16 protein-coding genes are annotated in these 17,970 nt (G+C 57.8%); 12 read left to right on the forward strand and 4 right to left on the reverse strand.

What is annotated here, in order from left to right; translation table 11 throughout:
- Window positions 1–223: 223 nt before the first annotated feature.
- From HOP44_RS14700 to HOP44_RS14710, 3 genes are all read right to left on the reverse strand, one after another.
- Window positions 224–1,714 (reverse strand): MFS transporter, encoded by a 1,491-nt coding sequence (locus tag HOP44_RS14700; protein ID WP_172254588.1) that lies wholly within the window; start codon window positions 1,712–1,714, stop codon window positions 224–226.
- 2 nt (window positions 1,715–1,716) lie between these two features.
- Window positions 1,717–2,226 (reverse strand): ArsR/SmtB family transcription factor, encoded by a 510-nt coding sequence (locus HOP44_RS14705; protein ID WP_246369829.1) that lies wholly within the window; start codon window positions 2,224–2,226, stop codon window positions 1,717–1,719.
- 248 nt (window positions 2,227–2,474) lie between these two features.
- Window positions 2,475–3,230 carry a ZIP family metal transporter gene (locus HOP44_RS14710; RefSeq protein ID WP_172254590.1) on the reverse strand — a complete coding sequence of 252 codons (756 nt, stop codon included), beginning with the start codon at window positions 3,228–3,230 and terminating at the stop codon, window positions 2,475–2,477.
- Between the two features lie 196 nt (window positions 3,231–3,426).
- On the opposite strand from HOP44_RS14710, the gene HOP44_RS23180 reads away from it, so the two are divergent.
- Both HOP44_RS23180 and HOP44_RS14720 read left to right on the forward strand, forming a co-directional pair.
- Window positions 3,427–4,377, forward strand: coding sequence for a TerD family protein (locus HOP44_RS23180; RefSeq protein ID WP_425501882.1), 951 nt, complete (start codon window positions 3,427–3,429; stop codon window positions 4,375–4,377).
- Between the two features lie 188 nt (window positions 4,378–4,565).
- A complete protein-coding gene (locus tag HOP44_RS14720; protein ID WP_172254594.1) occupies window positions 4,566–4,913 on the forward strand; it encodes a hypothetical protein in 348 nt (115 codons plus the stop codon).
- Between the two features lie 181 nt (window positions 4,914–5,094).
- Here HOP44_RS14720 and HOP44_RS14725 read toward each other — a convergent pair whose 3' ends face one another.
- A complete protein-coding gene (locus tag HOP44_RS14725) occupies window positions 5,095–5,820 on the reverse strand; it encodes a metallophosphoesterase family protein (protein ID WP_172254596.1) in 726 nt (241 codons plus the stop codon).
- Window positions 5,821–6,019: 199 nt separating this feature from the next.
- On the opposite strand from HOP44_RS14725, the gene HOP44_RS14730 reads away from it, so the two are divergent.
- From HOP44_RS14730 to HOP44_RS14775, 10 genes are all read left to right on the forward strand, one after another.
- Window positions 6,020–6,655 carry a TetR/AcrR family transcriptional regulator gene (locus HOP44_RS14730; protein WP_172254598.1) on the forward strand — a complete coding sequence of 212 codons (636 nt, stop codon included), beginning with the start codon at window positions 6,020–6,022 and terminating at the stop codon, window positions 6,653–6,655.
- A 13-nt stretch (window positions 6,656–6,668) separates the two neighbouring features.
- The gene (locus HOP44_RS14735; protein ID WP_172254600.1) at window positions 6,669–7,184 is read left to right on the forward strand and encodes a DUF4188 domain-containing protein; all 516 of its coding nucleotides are present in this window, start codon (window positions 6,669–6,671) and stop codon (window positions 7,182–7,184) included.
- Between the two features lie 417 nt (window positions 7,185–7,601).
- Complete coding sequence (locus HOP44_RS14740; protein ID WP_172254602.1) at window positions 7,602–8,981, forward strand: sodium-dependent transporter; 1,380 nt, start codon at window positions 7,602–7,604, stop codon at window positions 8,979–8,981.
- Window positions 8,982–9,189: 208 nt separating this feature from the next.
- Window positions 9,190–10,275, forward strand: coding sequence for a multiple monosaccharide ABC transporter substrate-binding protein (chvE, locus tag HOP44_RS14745; RefSeq protein ID WP_172254808.1), 1,086 nt, complete (start codon window positions 9,190–9,192; stop codon window positions 10,273–10,275).
- Window positions 10,276–10,332: 57 nt separating this feature from the next.
- The gene (mmsA, locus tag HOP44_RS14750) at window positions 10,333–11,892 is read left to right on the forward strand and encodes a multiple monosaccharide ABC transporter ATP-binding protein (RefSeq protein WP_172254613.1); all 1,560 of its coding nucleotides are present in this window, start codon (window positions 10,333–10,335) and stop codon (window positions 11,890–11,892) included.
- On the forward strand, window positions 11,867–13,030 hold the full coding sequence (gene mmsB / locus HOP44_RS14755) for a multiple monosaccharide ABC transporter permease (protein ID WP_172254615.1): 1,164 nt from the start codon (window positions 11,867–11,869) through the stop codon (window positions 13,028–13,030). Before mmsA ends, mmsB begins: the two co-directional genes overlap by 26 nt.
- Window positions 13,031–13,241: 211 nt before the next feature.
- Window positions 13,242–14,252: a substrate-binding domain-containing protein gene (locus HOP44_RS14760; protein WP_172254617.1), complete on the forward strand. Its 1,011-nt coding sequence runs from the start codon at window positions 13,242–13,244 to the stop codon at window positions 14,250–14,252.
- Entirely contained in the window at window positions 14,242–16,119 is a 1,878-nt protein-coding gene (locus HOP44_RS14765; RefSeq protein WP_172254619.1) for a cache domain-containing sensor histidine kinase, read from the forward strand. The genes HOP44_RS14760 and HOP44_RS14765 overlap by 11 nt, the downstream gene beginning before the upstream one ends.
- Window positions 16,116–17,345, forward strand: coding sequence for a response regulator (locus HOP44_RS14770; RefSeq protein WP_172254621.1), 1,230 nt, complete (start codon window positions 16,116–16,118; stop codon window positions 17,343–17,345). The genes HOP44_RS14765 and HOP44_RS14770 overlap by 4 nt, the downstream gene beginning before the upstream one ends.
- A gap of 136 nt (window positions 17,346–17,481) precedes the next feature.
- Window positions 17,482–17,913 (forward strand): DUF6526 family protein, encoded by a 432-nt coding sequence (locus HOP44_RS14775; RefSeq protein ID WP_172254623.1) that lies wholly within the window; start codon window positions 17,482–17,484, stop codon window positions 17,911–17,913.
- The last annotated feature ends 57 nt before the right edge of the window (window positions 17,914–17,970 follow it).

Here is a 17,970-nt window from a genome sequence, read left to right on the forward strand (position 1 = left end):
CCGATCGATGGACGAAGCTTGCGCAAACAACCCAAAAAACGTTCCTGCCGGCGATGCCGGCAGGAACGTTTTTTGGGTTTGGGAGGTGGCAGAAGCTGCGGAGGCCGCGATGCGCCCAGTCCAGCGTCCCCAACTGCATCGCCGCCCGCCGGCGAACGCCTGCTTAAGTGATCATTAGGATGACTTTTTATTCTGCGTATCCCTGCCGTTCCCGATTCACACACTAATTAAACCGACGGATATGCGGCGAGCAGAGGGCGGTCAGCAGAATCACGATACCGGCGCAGGCGAAGATCGCGATGGTCGGAATGCCGCCGATCATATCGGCCAGATGCCCGACCACCAGGTAACCGACCGGAAGCAGCGCGAACGAACCGAGCATATCGAGACTGGCGACGCGTCCGAAGCTTTCGGCGGGAACGAGTTCCTGCAGGCTGATCTCCCAAATAATCATAAACATCATCATGCCGAAGCCTTCGAGAACCATCGCCATGACGAGTCCCGGTACCCATGTGATAACGGAGAGCAGCAGCAGGGCGGCACCGCCCAGCAGCGCACCGCCGTAGGCGACCAGTCCGCGGCGTTTCCAGTCGCGTTTGGACCCGAACAGCACGGCGGCGAGAATCGCGCCCACGGCGGTGCCGGCCATCGCGATCCCGTATGTGGAAGGCGGCAGTCCGTGATGGACTTTGAACAGCCAGGGTACGAGCACAGCCACAATGCCGGTATAACAAATATTCAGCAGCGAAAAAGCGAGAATCGTAATCCACAGCCACGGCAGTTTGCGCAGCACATGAACGCCTTCCATAAACTCCGCGCCGAAGCCGGAGGGCACGGACGGGAGCTGCGCTGCAGCCGCAGTCGCTCGGACTGCTGTTCCTTCGCGTAGAGGGGCCGCGTCAGCCGATGGGCCTTCTCCGCCTGTCGTGTTTCCGTGCGCGGACACGCCAGCGTCGGCAGGCTCGCCCGTGCGAAGCGCCGCGGTATGTTTTTCATCCTGCGTGCCGGCGTGATCGCCGTTCTTGACCGATCGGGCGGGCCATCCGCTGACGGGGCGGCCTTTTTGCTGCGCCAGCACCCGTCCGAGCATCAGGAAGCACAGCAGCGAGATCAGATACGTGACCGAATCGAGCGCGAACCCGGCCCCCGGCGACGCCGCGGTGACCAGCATGCCGCCGAGCGCGGGGCCGAGCAGCCGAACGCCCTGGATGCTGATCTGGCTCAGCGCGTTGGCGGCGTTGCGAATATCCGGCGTAAACACTTCGGCGCGCAGGGCGGAGTAAGCGGGGTTGAACACGCCTTCCATGATGCCGTAGAAAACGAGCCCGATATACAGCCGCTCCAGCGTCAGGCTGCCATTAAAGATCGAGATCGCCGCCAGCAGCATGATGCACAGCCGCGCCGAGTTGCTCAGCATGACCAGCCGCAGCCGATCCGTCTTGTCCACGATCCACCCGGCAAAAGGCAGCGCGATAATGTTCGGCAGCATGTAGCAGGTCATGGCAAGTCCCAGCGCCGTCGACGAATCGGTCAGCGAATAGACGACGAGCGGCAGGATGAGGACGGACACGGAACTGCCGAGCATGGCGATCCATTGACCGAGCCACAAATAGGTAAAAGCTTTTGATTTGCGAATCGGAGAAAGGAACAGGGCCAGCCGGGAAGCGTTGGAGTCTTCGTTTTCCGCGGTATTTTTGTCGAGATCGGTCAGCATGCTCAGGCGTCCCCTCTCTCGTCGATCCGTCCGATCCGAATACTGACGCCGTATTCCCGCCCGCCTTCGGTGTGCAGCTCCCACTTTTCCAGCAGCGCTTTGAGTTCATCGAAGAACCGTGCGGCTTCTTCGTCCGACAGATCGAGCCGCGTCGCATGGTATTCCGAGAAAGGGCCGGCCCCGGTCCAGGCTTCGTCGTCTTTTTGCCAGGCTTCGCCTTCGGCCGATCCGGGAAAATGAAACTGCGACGCCGGAGCGGAATAATACTTCTCCATAATCCCAGAGACGCTGCGCGTATCCGCCAATTCGAGCAGTCCTCCTTCGTACAGCCGTTGAATATGATAGTGAACGTTGCCCGGCGTTTTGCGCAAACGATCGGCGACCTGCTTCGAGGTCATCGGCTCGCGCGACAGCGCGTGCATGATCTTGATGCGCAGGGCGTTCTGGAGCAGCTTGTTCTGGTTGGCGTCGATAATCAGCGAGCCGTTTGGCGTCATGGGTTTGTCCGTCAATGTAATGTCCTCCTTGTTGGAGCCGGATCGATCCGGATGCCTAATGATCTGGAATCAGATCATTCTATAAACAGATCAATCTGGAATCCAGATTATGAAAATAATATAGCATCGTTTGCAAGCGGTGTAAACGGAAATCGATCCCGCAAACAGAAAAAAGCCCGTCACGGATAAACGGTCCGTTAACGGGCTAAGCTTCCTCGCCCAAATAGGGGAAAGGTTCAGATGAACCGCTCTCGTCCGACAGGTTACGAGAACGTATCAAGCAGGATCGCGGTCAGCAGACCCATCGAGGCGATAAAACCGACGGCCGGACCTCCTTCTTCGAAAGCTTCCGGCATCATGGTCGAGCACAGCATGGCGATGATGCCGCCGCCGGCGAACGCGCCGATCGCGGCTTTCATTTCGCCGGAGAGCTGCTCGAGGAACAGATAGCCGCCCATGGCGGCCAGTGCCGAGACCAGCAGGACCGAACCCCACATCAGAAATATTTTTTTGCGCGAATACCCGTTTTTTTGCAGGCCCACCGTACTCGACAAGCCTTCCGGGATATTGCTGACGAAGATCGAGGCGACCAGCACGACGCTGATGCCGTTGCCTGCGATCAGACTGGCGCCGAGCATAATCGATTCCGGAATGGCGTCCATTACGGTACCGGCGAAGATGCCGAGTCCGCTCTGATCGGCTTCGCCGCCGGCCGCTTTCGAACCGGAATCGTCTTTGCCCGAACGTTTGCGGTTCGAGCCGCCGCGCCGGGAGACGATCAGGTCAAACACCGTATAGACGAGCGCGCCCGCCGTAAATCCGATCCCCGTCGCGAGCACCCCGCCGTCCTCCAGGGCGTCGCCGAGCAGTTCGAACGCGGCCGCGCCGATCAGCGTGCCGACGCCAAAAGCCATAATCCAGCCGATATACCGTTTTTTGATCCGCAAAAATAACGCAGCCAACGCGCCGAGCACGACGGCCGACGCGGAAATGCCGCCCCATAACAATGCGCTCCACATGTTTGTTTCTCCTCTCGTTTCTTTCTGCGCGCTATGTTGAAAGTTTCGCATGCAAGCGCTCCTGCTCGTTCATTAACCGGTCGGCGGCTTCCGCAAACGCGGGGGCTTTTTCGCAATGACGGCTGCCCGATGATATAATTCGGCATATGCGTATACAAAAGCGCCGATCGGGCAAACGGACGAACTTCGCGTACGGATCGAATGGGACGCCGCGCCGGCCGATCTCGACGTCAGCTGCTTCATGGTCGGAGAGAACGGCAGAGTGCCGTCGGACGATTATTTTATCTTCTATAACCAGGATACAAGCCCGGCGGGACATGTGCGTTATGAACGGACGGGACCCAACAAGGTCGCGTTCGTCATCCGGACCAACGAGCTGGACCCCGGTCTGATCGCCAAATGCGTATTTTCCGCGACCCTGGACGGGAACGGGACTTTTGCCGATATCAAAGGATGCCGGATTATCGCGGAGACGGCAGGCGGCGAGATCTTGTACGAGATTACGGAAGCCACACAGGAGCGTTCGCTTGTCTTCATGGAATTGTACCGGCATGCGTCGGGTCTCAAGCTGCGGGCTGTCGGCCGGGGCTTCAACGGCGGGCTCAAACCGCTGGCCGAAGCGCACGGCGTCGAGATCGAAGACGAAGAAACGCCGGTGCCGCCGAATGTACCTCAGCCGCCCGCGAACGCGTCTGCCGCAGATTCGCGTATGGCATCGGGCTCAACGGCGGCCGCTCCAGCGAAGCCTCCCGCCCAGCCGTCGCGCCCGCTCGGCAAGATCGATCTGCTTAAACGCAAAGTCGGCATTTCGCTGGAGAAGAAAAACATCGCGCATGAAAAAGCCCGCGTAGCCGTCATCTTCGACGCTTCGGGTTCCATGACGCAGCTGTACAAAAAAGGCACGGTCCAGCGCGCGTTCGAACGGATTCTCGCGGTCTCGGCCCAATTTGAAATAAGGAGCAAACCTCATGAACACACATCCGGAATCTTCTTCCAGCGTCTCCGATTCGCCCTCGCTTACGCTGGGACAATGCCTGAATCTGCTGCACAAAGACCTGGTTCTTGTCGACATGGCAAGTCCCGGCAAGCCGACCCATCCGGTATCGAAATGGAAAAAGCTGCTGCCGCTGGACGCGCCCGGCTATGAGCTGCGCACGATGAGCTTCAACCATGGCCGCACGCAAAAAAAATCGATCGTGCAGACCGGCGGTCCGCGCGCGTGGCACGAGTGGTAAACGGGTAATAACTTCTGTATCCTTCTCCATCTTTTCCGTCGGGATTTCCCGAAACGCCATGTGGATCAGATCGATCAGAGAAATGGGAGGCGATCTTAATATGAAACAGGACATCGGAGAACATCAGGATTTCTATATTGTCCGCGCGGCCGACGCACCCGAGCCGCAGGACCCGCCCGGCACCGTGCCGGGAAGCGACCCGGAGATTCAACCGGTCGATCCGCCGGGTGTTCAACCGGGACAGGCGCCGGAGTTCGACCCGGACGATATGCCGGGCGTTCAGCCGCACCGGCCCGAGATTGCGCCCGGCGAACTTCCCGGTGTACAGCCGGGGCAGGTGCCGGAGGTCCAGCCGGTCAACCCGCCGGATGTGCAGCCCGTGCAGCAGCCGGAGATCCAGCCGATCGATCCGCCGGATGTCCAACCCAGCCAGCCGCGGGAATTTTGAGCGGAGGCACGACCCGATTCGATTGCCAGTGTCCGGATTCACGGCAGCAGCAAACCAAAAGAGGCTCCGTCCCAATGGGCGAAGCTTCTTTTTTTGTGCCGGTTTTACGGACAGCGGCACCGCAGGAGCAGCAAGCGGTCGGGAGAGTCCCGGCCGCCTAAAGGCGGACGAATGCCGCGCGTTAGACCTTGGAGTCGTTTTTGACGTAAAACGTCTCCCCGCTCTCGATCGCAATGGCATTAAGCTGCCCGCCGAAGACGGCTCCTCCGTCGATGCCGACGATTCGGTTCGCTCCGTAATACACATTATGGTTATCGGGATCGCCGTGCAGGCCGCTTGTGGGCGTATGGCCGAATACGACCGTCTTGTCTCCTTCGTATCCCCGATGGAACTCCTCGCGAATCCAGATCAGGTCGGACGGATCGGCTTCGGCCGCCGTCAGGCCCGGAGGAATGCCCGCATGGACAAAGATGAACGCATCCGTTTCGTAATACAGATCCAGATCGCGGACAAAAGCCAGATGGCGTTCCAGCATCCCGGATTTCAGTTCGGGGCGGCGATAGTTCTCGCCCAGTTCGACCCGCAGCGCTTTATCGGTAAATCCGTAGCTTTCGAGGGTGGCACTGCCGCCGTTGCGTACGATCCAGCGCTTCCAGTCTTCTTCGCCTCCGCCATCCAGCGCACGCAGCATCAGATCCTCATGGTTTCCTTTCAGCGCGATCGCACCTTTTTCGCAAAGTTCCATGACGCGTTCAAGCGTCTGCATCGATTCGGCACCGCGATCCACATAGTCGCCAAGCAGCACCAACTGATCGCAAACGGGATCGTAGCCGGTTTGCTCCAGCAGACGATCGAGCAGATGCCGTTCGCCGTGGATATCGCTGATGGCCAGTGTTCTTTTGGGCATGGACGGGGCCTCTCTTTCCGGAGGAAGTCGTGTTTCTAAACTCTCCCCATTCTAGACGTCCTGCAGCATTCAAGCAAGAACGAGGGTGCGGGTAACCGAAGCGCAGCGGGGAAAGAAAAAAACTTCTTGCCGTTTTAGTTTACTTGAGTTAATTTATTTACATGAGTTAATTAATTGGAAAAAGCAGAGGAGGAGCCGTTTGCCGGAAGTTCATTTTTCACTGCGCGAAATCAAGAAAGCCCGAACGCGCATCAAGCTGTACGAGAGCGGGTTGACTTTGATGCGCACACGCAAGTTCAGCGAGATCATGGTCGACGAAATCTGCCGCGAGTCGGAAACGTCCAAAGTCACTTTTTTTAAATGTTTTCCGCACAAGGAAGCGCTGTTGGTTTATTTTATGCGGGTCTGGTTGACCGGACGCTTGTTGGAGATCGACGAGAAAGACAAGCGCGGATTTGAGGCTGTGCGCCATCTGCTGGAGAGCGTGGTGGAGTGGAGCGAAGACGTACCGGGCGTTATGCCCAGCCTGATCGCTTTTTTGGCCGAGAAGGATATGCACCCGTGGATGCCCGAGCTCAGCGAAGCGGAGATCCATCTGCTGTTCCCCGGGAAGGAAGCCGCGGCTGCCGTATCTCCCGATCTGGCGGAGCTGTTTCGGCGCTGCATGCTCGAAGCGCGGAGCGACGGTACGCTGGACCCTGTTTTGTCGGTCGACGATGCAGTCAAGCTGCTGTGGACCGTCTTCTATGGAGCCTTTCTGACGGCACGGTTGTACGCTTCGACCGATATCCGCGGATTTTATGAGCTGCACCTGAATCGTTTGGAAAAAGGCTGAGGAGGCGAAAAGCATGGCGAAAGTAATCCCGGGCAGACAGATGGCCCAGATCGAAGGACCGTTTGTTGTATTCATCATCGGAGCGCGTATCAACAAATGGTACGCCGTGCATAAGTGGCTGCCCGTACTGCGTTCGATGGGACCCATGCTTCAGGAATTGTACACCCACAAAGAATTGGGTTTTCTCGACGCGTCTTTCTTCATGACGGGCCGCGGGGTATCGATTGTCCAGTATTGGCGCTCCTACGACCAGCTGGAACATTATGCCCGCGGCAAAGCCAATCACCTCACCGCCTGGAAAAACTTCAACCGCAAAGCGCGTTCGGGCGAAGCTGTCGGCATTTACCATGAGACCTATATGGTCGAAAACGGCGCCTACGAGTCGATCTACGTGAATATGCCGCCGACGGGGATGGGCCGCGCCGGGGCATTGAATCCGGTCGGATCGGGCCGGGAAAGTTCGCGCGAGCGGGCGGGACTTGGCGGCGAGGGTCAGGGAGAGCCTTCCCCGGACCTGCCGACAAGCTGAGGCTTCGGTCTTCCGAGCAACGGCAAAAAGGAGCGGATTTTTTTCCGCTCCTTTTTGGGCTGCCGTTAATGGCCGGCCAAAGCCCGCTGCACTGCAGCCTTGCGGATAAAAGACATCAAGAAAAAGCTCTTTTCGATAATGATAATCGTTATCACATATGACGGAGAGCGGGGACAACCGGATCGAACGCTTTAGTGGAGGTGCGCGGGCCGCGATCATGAAAACCGACAAATTGCATGGGGAATGCAGATTATCAATGCGAAACGAAGGGCGACAGGTAAACTATTTTTCATTTTGATATTGAAATTCAAAGATCTCAGACAAAAAGATGGACAACCCGAGGCGGATTCGCTAACATAGGAAAATGCAAAACCGCAGTACAGCGGAAACGAATTAAACTCGGAAAGAGGTAGAGGAATGAGCGGGTTGGATAAAAAAACCGGTAAGACCGTCGAAAGACCCGGAGAGGGCGCGGCAGGCTTTTCCAAGAACGGATTTATCCTTGCGGCGATCGGAAGCTCGGTCGGCTTGGGCAACATGTGGAAATTCCCTTATATTACGGGCGAGAACGGGGGAGCGGCTTTCTTCCTGCTGTTTATCCTCTGCCTGGTCGTCGTAGGTCTGCCGATTCTGCTGGCGGAAATGACCATTGGACGCGGCGGACGCGGCAACGCTTCCGCATCGCTGTTCAATTTGACGAACAAGAAGCATTGGAAATGGTTCGGCCTGATTTCGATCATCACCGCTTTCCTGATCATGTCGTATTACAGCGTCGTAGCGGGTTGGACGCTGCATTACATGATCCAGTCGTTCGCCGGCGCACTGTCGGATGTCAATATGGATTATGCGGCAGCGTTCCTCGGCTTTGCGGGCGGCTATATGCCGATCTTCTGGAGCGCGGTCGTCATGGCTATTACCGGTTTCGTCATTGCTAGAGGGATCTCGGGCGGAATCGAGAAGTTCAACAAGATCCTGATTCCCGGCTTCCTGATTCTCCTGCTGATCATGATGGTTCGCGCGTTGACGCTGCCGGGTGCCTTGGAAGGCGCGGAATTCTTCCTGAAGCCGGACTTCTCGAAGCTGAACGAAGAATCGGTGCTGATCGCGCTGGGCCACTCGTTCTTCTCGCTCTCGCTCGGCATGGGCTGTATGCTGACTTACGGTTCGTATGTGCGCAAAGACCAATCGCTCGGCAAAGCGACGCTTGCGATCGGTGCGGGCGATCTGCTGTACGCGTTCATCGCCGGTCTGGTGATCTTCCCGACCGTATTCGCTTATGGTATGGAACCTTCCAGCGGCGTAGGCCTTGCGTTCATCGCGCTGCCGGCCGCGTTCGCGCAGATGCCGCTCGGCTTCCTGTTCGGCGGCTTATTCTTCCTGCTGCTGGCGATCGCCGCACTGACTTCCGCCGTTTCCATCCTCGAAGTTCCGGTCGCCTACGCGATGGAACAGTGGAAATGGAGCCGCAAAAAAACGGCGGTCATCATGGCGACTCTGGCGTTCCTGCTCGGCGTACCGTCGGCATTGTCCGTCGAAGGCGCCAACGGGCCGCTCAGCAACGTAGTCCTGTTCGGCAAAACGATCTTCGATCTGTTCGACTTCTCGACTTCGTATATCCTGATGCCGATCGGCGGACTGATTATCACGCTGTTTACCGGTTATGCCTGGAAACGCGCGGGCGTAGAAGCGGGACTCACGGGCGGCTTATACCGCACCTGGATGTTCCTGCTCCGTTACGTCTGCCCGCTGTTGATCATCCTGATCTTCCTGTATTCGGTCGGCGTACTGAAATTCTAGATTATTTTTTGCTTCTGGGCGTTCCGCTTCGGCGGAACGTCTTTTTTTGTCGTTTCGGCGCAAAAAAGTTAAATTTTTATAAAAAACGTTCGCTTTCGTATAAAGACCCCCCCTAAAAAGCGATGCTATGCTGGAACACGTAAACGACAAGACGGCGCCGAATAAATGGAAGCGCTATCTATAACGGAATGCGGGAGGGAATCCGGTGATGAGAAGAATAGCGGTGCTTCTGCTCGCGCTGATGCTGACGGCGGTCCTCGGCGGCTGCAACCTGGCGGAACGCAGTGCGGGAAGTGCGGAGAAAGGGTATATCGGCTTGTCGATGCCGACCAAATCGTCGGAACGCTGGGTCGGGGACGGAAGCAATATGCGGCGGCTGTTCGAGCAGCAGGGCTACAAGACCGATTTGCAGTATGCGGAAGACGTAGTCGAGAACCAGATTTCGCAGATCGAGAACATGATTACCAAAGGCGTGGACGTGATCGTGATCGCGGCGGTGGACGGCAACACGCTGACCGATGTCATCGGCAAAGCGCACGACCAGGGAATCCGGGTCATCGCTTACGACCGTTTGATCCGCAACACGCCTCATATCAGCTATTACTCGACCTTCGACAACTTTAAGGTAGGGGTGCTTCAGGCTTCTTACATCGAACAGGCTCTCGGTCTGAAAGAAGGCAAAGGGCCTTTCAATATCGAACTGTTCGCCGGGTCTCCGGACGACAACAACGCCTACTTCTTCTATGACGGCGCGATGTCGATTCTTCAACCGTACATCGATTCTGGCAAGCTGGTTGTCCGCAGCAAGCAGACGACCATGGCCCAGATCGCGACGCTGCGCTGGGACGGCTCGCTGGCCCAGTCCCGAATGGACAATCTGCTCAGCGCCTATTACTCCGACGAACATCTGGATGCGGTATTGTCGCCGTACGACGGCATCAGCATCGGGATTTTGTCGTCGCTCAAAGGGATCGGCTACGGATCGTCCGCGAAGCCGCTGCCGGTGATTACCGGGCAGGACGCCGAGCTGGCTTCGATCAAGTCGATCGTGGCCGGCGAGCAGACGCAGACGGTGTTCAAGGATACCCGCAAGCTTGCGCAGCAGACTGTAAACATGGCGGAAAGCGTCCTCAAGGGCGAAGAAGCCGAAGTGAACGATACGAAGTCGTACGACAACGGCATCAAAGTCGTTCCGGCTTATCTGCTGGATCCCGTATCGGTCGACAAAAATAACGTGCAGCAGGAAATCGTGGACCAGGACTATTACACCCAGGAAGAAATCGGTCTGAAATAAAGCAGGAAGCCAAGACCGGCCGAATCGAACGAAGCAGCAGAACAGGAGGGCTGAACCATGTCGGAGTATATCTTGGAAATGCGCGGGATCGTCAAGACGTTTCCCGGTGTCAAAGCGCTGGACGATGTGAATATCCGGGTGCGCCAGGGCGAGATTCATTCGCTGTGCGGAGAGAACGGAGCGGGCAAGTCGACATTGATGAAAGTGCTGAGCGGCGTGTATCCGTTCGGCAGCTACGAAGGCGATATTCTGTTCGAAGGCCGCCCGTGCGAATTCAAGGATATCAAGCAGAGTGAGGAAAAAGGCATCGTCATCATTCACCAGGAGCTGGCGCTTATCCCGTATCTGTCGATTGCGGAGAATATTTTTCTCGGCAACGAACGGTCGAAAAAAGGCATCATCGATTGGAACGAGACGATTATGCGGACCGGCGAACTGCTGAAGAAAGTCGGTTTGAGCGAAAATCCCAATACGCTCGTCGGCAATATCGGCGTCGGCAAACAGCAGTTGGCCGAGATTGCCAAAGCGCTGTCCAAAAAGGTCAAGCTGCTCATCCTCGACGAGCCGACCGCGGCCCTGAACGAGCGTGACAGCGAGAATCTGATGCGGCTAATGCTGGAATTCAAACGCGAAGGCATCACCTGCATTTTGATCTCCCACAAGCTGAACGAAGTGACCCGGGTATCGGATTCGATCACGATTCTGCGCGACGGCCATACGATCGAAACGATGAGTATGCAAGAAGACGGGGTCACGGAAGACCGGATCATCAGCGGCATGGTCGGGCGCGACATGACGCACCGGTACCCCGAGCGGACGCCTGAGATCGGCGAAGTGGCGCTCGAAGTCCGCGGCTGGACCGTCTATCACGAACATCATCCGGACCGCAAAGCGCTGGACGATATCAATCTGACGCTGCGCCACGGCGAAATCGTCGGTATCGCGGGATTGATGGGGGCGGGCCGGACGGAGCTTGCGATGAGCATCTTCGGCAAATCCTACGGCCGGAACATCAGCGGACAGCTTGTCAAAGACGGCCAGGAAATCCGCAACGATTCGGTCAGCCAGGCGATCGCCAACGGCTTCGCCTATGTGACGGAAGACCGCAAGGAATACGGGTTGATTCTGATGGACGATATCAAGCGCAACATTTCGCTGACGGGCATCGGCAAGCTGACCAAGCGGGCGGTCGTCAACGAACGCGAAGAAGTGCTGGTCGCCGAAGACATGCGCAAACGGATGAATATCAAGACGCCGAGCATCCTGCAGAAGACCGGCAATCTGAGCGGAGGCAATCAGCAGAAAGTCGTACTCGGCAAATGGATCTTCTCGGAACCGGATATTCTGATTCTGGATGAACCGACCCGGGGGATCGACGTCGGCGCCAAATACGAAATCTATACGATCATTCAACAGCTGGCCGCGCAGGGCAAAGCCGTTCTCGTCATTTCGTCGGAACTGCCGGAAGTGATCGGACTCAGCGACCGCATTTATGTCATGAACGCCGGCCGGATCACGGGCGAAGTCAGCCGCGAGCAGGCGTCCCAAGAGACGTTGATGAAATATATGACCCATACAGGAGGCGTTAAGCGTGGAAGCGATCACCAAACTGTTTAAAAACAACGTCCGGCAGTACGGCATGATTATTGCCCTGGTCGTCATCATGATTCTGTTTACGGTGCTGACGGGAGGACTGCTCGTCAAACCGATCAATATCACCAACCTGATTCTGCAAAACAGCTACATCCTCGTGCTGGCGATCGGCATGGTGCTCGTCATTATCACCGGCCATATCGATCTGTCCGTCGGATCGGTCGCCGCGTTCGTGGGCGCCCTGTCGGCGATCATGATGGTAGACTGGGGCCTGCCGGCCTGGATCGCGGTTATCGCGTCGCTGGCAGCCGGAGCGCTGATCGGCGCCTGGCAGGGGTTCTGGGTCGCCTACGTCAAGATTCCCGCCTTTATCGTGACGCTGGCCGGGATGCTGCTGTTCCGGGGCTTGACCATGATCGTGCTGGAAGGCCAATCAATCTCCCCGTTCCCGGACGGATTCACGAAGATCAGTTCCGGCTTCGTGCCGAATTTGGCCGATACGGCGACCAATCTGGTCGCGATTCTCGCCGGCGTCGCGTTCACGGTGCTGTACATCCTGAACGAGCTGCGCGGCCGCCGCGAACAGGCCCGGTATAATTTTGAAGTGACGTCGACCGGATTGTTCGTGCTCAAACTTGCGGTGATCGCGATCGTCATCAACGCGTTTACGTTTATGCTGGCCAGCTATGCGGGGATTCCGAACATTCTGGTGCTGCTGTTCGTGCTTATTCTCGCCTACTCGTTCATGATGAACAAGACGGTTATGGGACGCCATATTTACGCCTTGGGCGGCAACGAGAAAGCGGCGGGACTGTCGGGTGTCAAAACAAAAAAAGTCACGTTTTGGGTATTCGTCAATATGGGCGTATTGGCCGCGGTCAGCGGACTGATCTTCGCGGCCCGTCTGGACGCGGCAACGCCGAGAGCCGGTACCAACTTCGAACTTGATGCGATCGCGGCCTGCTTCATCGGAGGCGCGTCGGCTGCCGGCGGGATCGGGACCGTGTTCGGCGCGATCATCGGCGGGCTTGTCATGGGCGTGCTGAACAACGGCATGTCGCTGATCGGGCTCGGGATCGACTGGCAGCAGGGAATCAAAGGTCTGGTGCTGCTGCTTGCGGTCGCGTTCGATATCTACAACAAAAACAAAAGAGCCGCTTAATCCGAGGCGCCGGGGCATACTCCCGCTTTTCGGCTGACAGCCGTATCCAAACCTGCCGCTTATGCCGCAGGTTTGGATACGGCTTCGCCGCGGTTTGGCGCCGTATTCGTCGGAATTCTCTTTTTTTCGCGATCCGATTTGGATACACTTAAGCCTGAAGGGATTGAGGCGGCGCAAGCCGCGGGTGCAGAAGGAAGGAGGCAGGCGGTACGTGAAGAAAATGGCTCTGCTCTACATGGTGCTGATTGCGGCTTTTCTGGCTTATGCCGCCCAGCATATTTATACGAACAAAGCCGACGAGCGATCGTTCCGTTCGCAGCAGCTGCGGGGAGAACTCGGCGAAAATTATGTGATGGTTACCTTTTTGTCGGGAATCGAATATTGGAAAAGCTGTCTGAAAGGGTTCGAAGACGCGGCCGGCGCGCTGAACGTGTCGATCGAATACCGCGGCGCGACGCAGTACGATGCCCGGGAACAAATTACGGTGCTGGAACAGATTATTGCCAAAAAACCTGCGGGAATCGCGATTTCCGCCATCGATACCCATTCGCTGACCGGTGTGATCGACAAAGCGGTGGATGCGGGCATTCCCGTCGTCCTGTTCGATTCCGGGGCGGAAGGCAGCAAAGCCTACTCGTTTCTCGGCACGGACAATTATGCGGCAGGAGCCGCGGCGGCGGAGCGGATGGCCGATCTGCTCGGCGGACAAGGGAAAGTGGCGGTGATTACGCTTCCTTTCCAGCAGAATCACGAAGAGCGCACACGGGGCTTCCGCGAAGCGATCGAGCGGTCGTATCCGGCCATGAAGGTCGTCGCGACGGAAGACGACAAAGGCGACGCGATGGTGGCCAAGAATCTGACCCGGTCCCTGCTGCGCAAACATCCGGATCTGGCCGGCGTATTCGTGACCGAAGCGGCCGGAGGCAAAGGGGCCGGTGAAGCCGCAGCCGAGCTTGTACGAGGCGCGAAGCTGCGGGTCATCGCGTTCGATACCGACAAGGACACGCTCGATATGATCCGCGAAGGCAGCATCTCGGCCACGATTGCCCAGGGGACCTGGAACATGGGATATTGGTCGCTGCAGTACCTGTTTCACCTGCATCACGATCTGACGATTCCGTCTCCGGCGGCTTCCGGCGATGTGTCGCCTCTGCCGGTCGGCGTCGATACGGGGATTTCGATCGTAACGCCGGACAATGTGGACGATTATTATGCCAAATGAACGGCGAACGTCGGCGGAACGTAGAGCGGACCGAACTTTTGCGCGCCTGAAGCCGCCGCGCCTGCACGATCTGCGTCTGCGCTATCAGCTGATGATTCTGTTTCTGCTGGTCAGTCTGCTGCCCTCGATCGGACTCGGTTATCTCGTAAACTGGACCGTAAGCCGGGTATTGGAGAAACAGGCCGTCGAGCATACGCTGCAGCTGATCGGGAAAGTCAACCAGACGCTGGACAGCGATATGGAAAGTTTGCAGAATATGACCTACCTGATCGGATTCGACGAAAGCGTCCGTGCGTTCATGAACGGCGGCGAGGCGTCCGACGACGAAACTTATCGGCTTAAGCAGTATCTGCAGCGCTATACGACCCTGTATCCGGAGATCGCGGGACTGCTTGTCGTCGGCAGGAACGGCGATTATGTCAGCAACGAGCTGTACGCCCGCACGCCTGCGAATTTGACGGAGGAACCCTGGTACCGCGAAGCGCTTGAACGTGAAGGGCTGTTTACGGTTCTGGGACAGCCTTCGGAGCGGAATTTGACCTCGCATGTCAATTACCGGGGCGACGAGGTGGTTACGGTCGTGCGCGCGGTCATGGACCCCGATACCGAGCAGGCGATCGGGGTCGTGCTGATTGATCTGAAGCTGTGGACCGTATCGAAGGCTGCACGCGATATCAAGCTCGGCAGAACCGGATATTTGACGGTGGTGGACCGGGAAGGCGGACAGATTTACGCACCCGAGCAGCCTTATGCCGACCGTCTGCCTGCCGGGTGGTTCGAAGGAGGGGAGACCGGGGCGGTCACGCGTACGGTAGACGGCCAGGAGCTGCAGCTGATCTACGCCGAGTCTGCGTTCACCGGCTGGCGAACGGTCGGCGTGTTTCTGACGAAGGAATCGGTGTACGAGGTCGGACAGATCCATTTCTATGTCATCTGCTTCCTGTTCTTCGTCTGTCTGCTCGGATTGACGGCTTCCCTGCGTTTATCGAAATCGATCTCCGATCCGATCGGCGGTCTGATGGCCTCTATGCGCCGCGCCGAATCGGGAGACCTATCCGTCCCGTATACGGAAATTCGCGGCGACGAGATCGGAATGCTGGGACACAGCTTCAATCACATGCTGGTCGAACTGCGCAGTCAGATCAAGCTGGTCGAGCGCAAGGAACGTCAGAAAAGGGAAGCGGAGCTGCGGAGTCTGCAGGACAATATCAAGCCGCATTTTCTGTACAATACGCTGGATACCATCCACTGGATGGCCCGCAAAAAAGACGCCGGCGAAGTATCCGAGATGGTGGAATCTCTGTCGAAGCTGTTCCGGATCGGACTCAGCAAAGGCAGCGATATCATCCCCCTCGCGGACGAAATCGAGCATATCCGCAGTTACCTGGTGATCCAGCAGACCCGGTATACAGGACGGCTTGCGGTCGAGATCGAAGCCGACTCCCGGTCGGAGCCGGCTTTCGTCTTGAAGCTGCTGCTTCAGCCGCTGGTCGAAAATGCGATCTATCACGGGATCAAAGCGCGCCGGGGACCCGGCGTGATCCGGATCCGGATTGCAGCGGGGCCGGGCGAGCTGCTGCTGGAAGTGGCGGACGACGGAGCGGGGATGGAGCCGGAGCGGCTCGCGGAGCTGCGGCAGAAGCTGCGGCACCCGCTGGAAGCGCTCGAGCGCCAGTCTTCGGAGCGTGAACGCAGCGGCCGCAGCTACGGTATGCTGAATGTTCAGGCGAGATTGAATCTTGCTTTTGGAGAAGCTTACGGACTCAAGATCGACAGCAGGCCCGGAGAAGGAACCGTCGTGACGGTTCGCCATCCGCTGCTGTTCGAACCGCCGGCGACCGGAAGCGACGAGGAGGAGAAGAAATGAGAGAAACGCCTTATCGGGTATTGATTGCGGATGACGAACCGATTATCCGCGAAGGGCTGCGGGAAGCGGTGAATGGAGCGGGACTCGGCATGGAAGTGGTCGGCGAAGCGGAAGACGGCGAAGAAGCGCTTGAACTTGCCCTGAGTCTGAATGTGCATCTGGTCCTCGTGGACATGAACATGCCGTTTCTGAACGGGATCGCGCTGATGCGCAAGCTGCGGGAACAGCTGCCGGACTGCCGTTTCGTCATTATCACGGGACACGACGAATTCGATTACGCGCGTGAAGGGATCCGCCTCGGGGTCGAAGATTATATGCTCAAGCCCGTCAATCCGGAACTGCTGCGGGGAGTCCTGCTTCGGGTCAAAGAAAATCTGGACAATCTGGCCAAGCAGGCGGGGTACCTGAAGCTTGCTTCCGAGCAGATTCGCCGCAATATTCCGCTGCTCAAAGCGCGTTTCGGCCAGGAATGGGCGGAAGGGCTGCTTGGCGAAGACGAGATCGAAGAACGGCTCGGTTTTCTGGGGCTTCCCTCTTCCAGCCCGGTGCAGTTGTGCGTGATTCGCTGGGGCGAGCGGGAATCCGTGCAGCCGGTCCTGCGGGAAAGCGATCGCCAGCTGTATACGTTCGCAACGGAGAATATCGTCTCGGAGCTGACCGGGAGCAGACGGAATATGCTGATGCAGGATACGGCGGGGCTTCTGCTGCTGTTTCTGTGGGATGCGGCCGAAGCGGATCTTGCGGCAATCATCGAACGCAGCGTCAGACGCTTTCTCAAAATCGCGGTAAACGCGCATATGGAACCGGTGTCAGGAGGCGTCTTGTCGCTGCCGGATACGTATCTGCGCTGCCGGGCCGCCGTGTACAAAGACGCGCAGCTGTCGCCGCTTGTCCGGCGTGCGCGGGAATATCTGGGCGAGTATTACGGCGACCCCGAACTTACCCTCGAATCGTTTGCCCGGACGCTCCAGGTATCGCCCGTCTACCTGAGCCGTATTCTCAAAAAAGAGCTGGGCGATTCGTTCGTGGCGCTGCTGACCCATGCCCGTATCCGCAAAGCGATCGAGCTGCTGAATTCGACCGATCTGCCGATCTACGAGATTGCGGAACGCAGCGGGTACGACAGCCAGCATTACTTCAGTACCGCCTTCAAAAAGGTGATCGGCGTATCGCCGAATCAATATCGGCGCGGGGCGGCTTTCCCCGATCAGCCTGCCGGACGCTGAGCGGAAGCCGGTCTTTCTTCGGGACCCCGGGCTGCGGCAGGTTCGCCTATGGTTGCGAATGGCGCCGGACGTGTAATAGAACTTAGCGGCCGGGCAGAAGTTCCGGCCGGGAAGCCTGGAGAAAAGAGGGGAAAAGATGGAACGATCCAAAAAATTCAGCCTGCGTTTCGATTGGCCTTACCATTTCGTGACGCTTCCGCTTGCTCTTGCGGTGTTCACCGCTTCGATCGTAAATCTGGTTCGGGTATGGGATGAGGACGGAGCGGCTCTGCCGGCCTGGATCTTGACGGGAATTTCGCTGTGCCTGATCTTCGCGGCGACCCGGATTCGCGTCTATGCGACCAAGACGCAGGATCGTATCGTTCGCGTCGAAGAAGGATTCCGCTATTACCGCCTGACGGGACGCGAAATCGATCGGCGCTTGAGCATGGCGCAGGTCATCGCCCTTCGCAACGCGGGCGACAAAGAATTTCCGTCGCTGTGTTCGCGTGCGGCCGAAGAGAACTGGGACGCCAAGCGGATCCGCTCCGCGATCAAAGAGTTCCGGCCGGACACGATGCGGATTTGATCCGGCCTGCGGCGGCTTCGCCGAAACCGGAAGGTTACCGCGGTTTGAATGATGCCT

The sequence above is a fragment of the Saccharibacillus deserti genome (assembly GCF_013618475.1).
Classification (GTDB): Bacteria; Bacillota; Bacilli; order Paenibacillales; family Paenibacillaceae; genus Saccharibacillus; species Saccharibacillus deserti.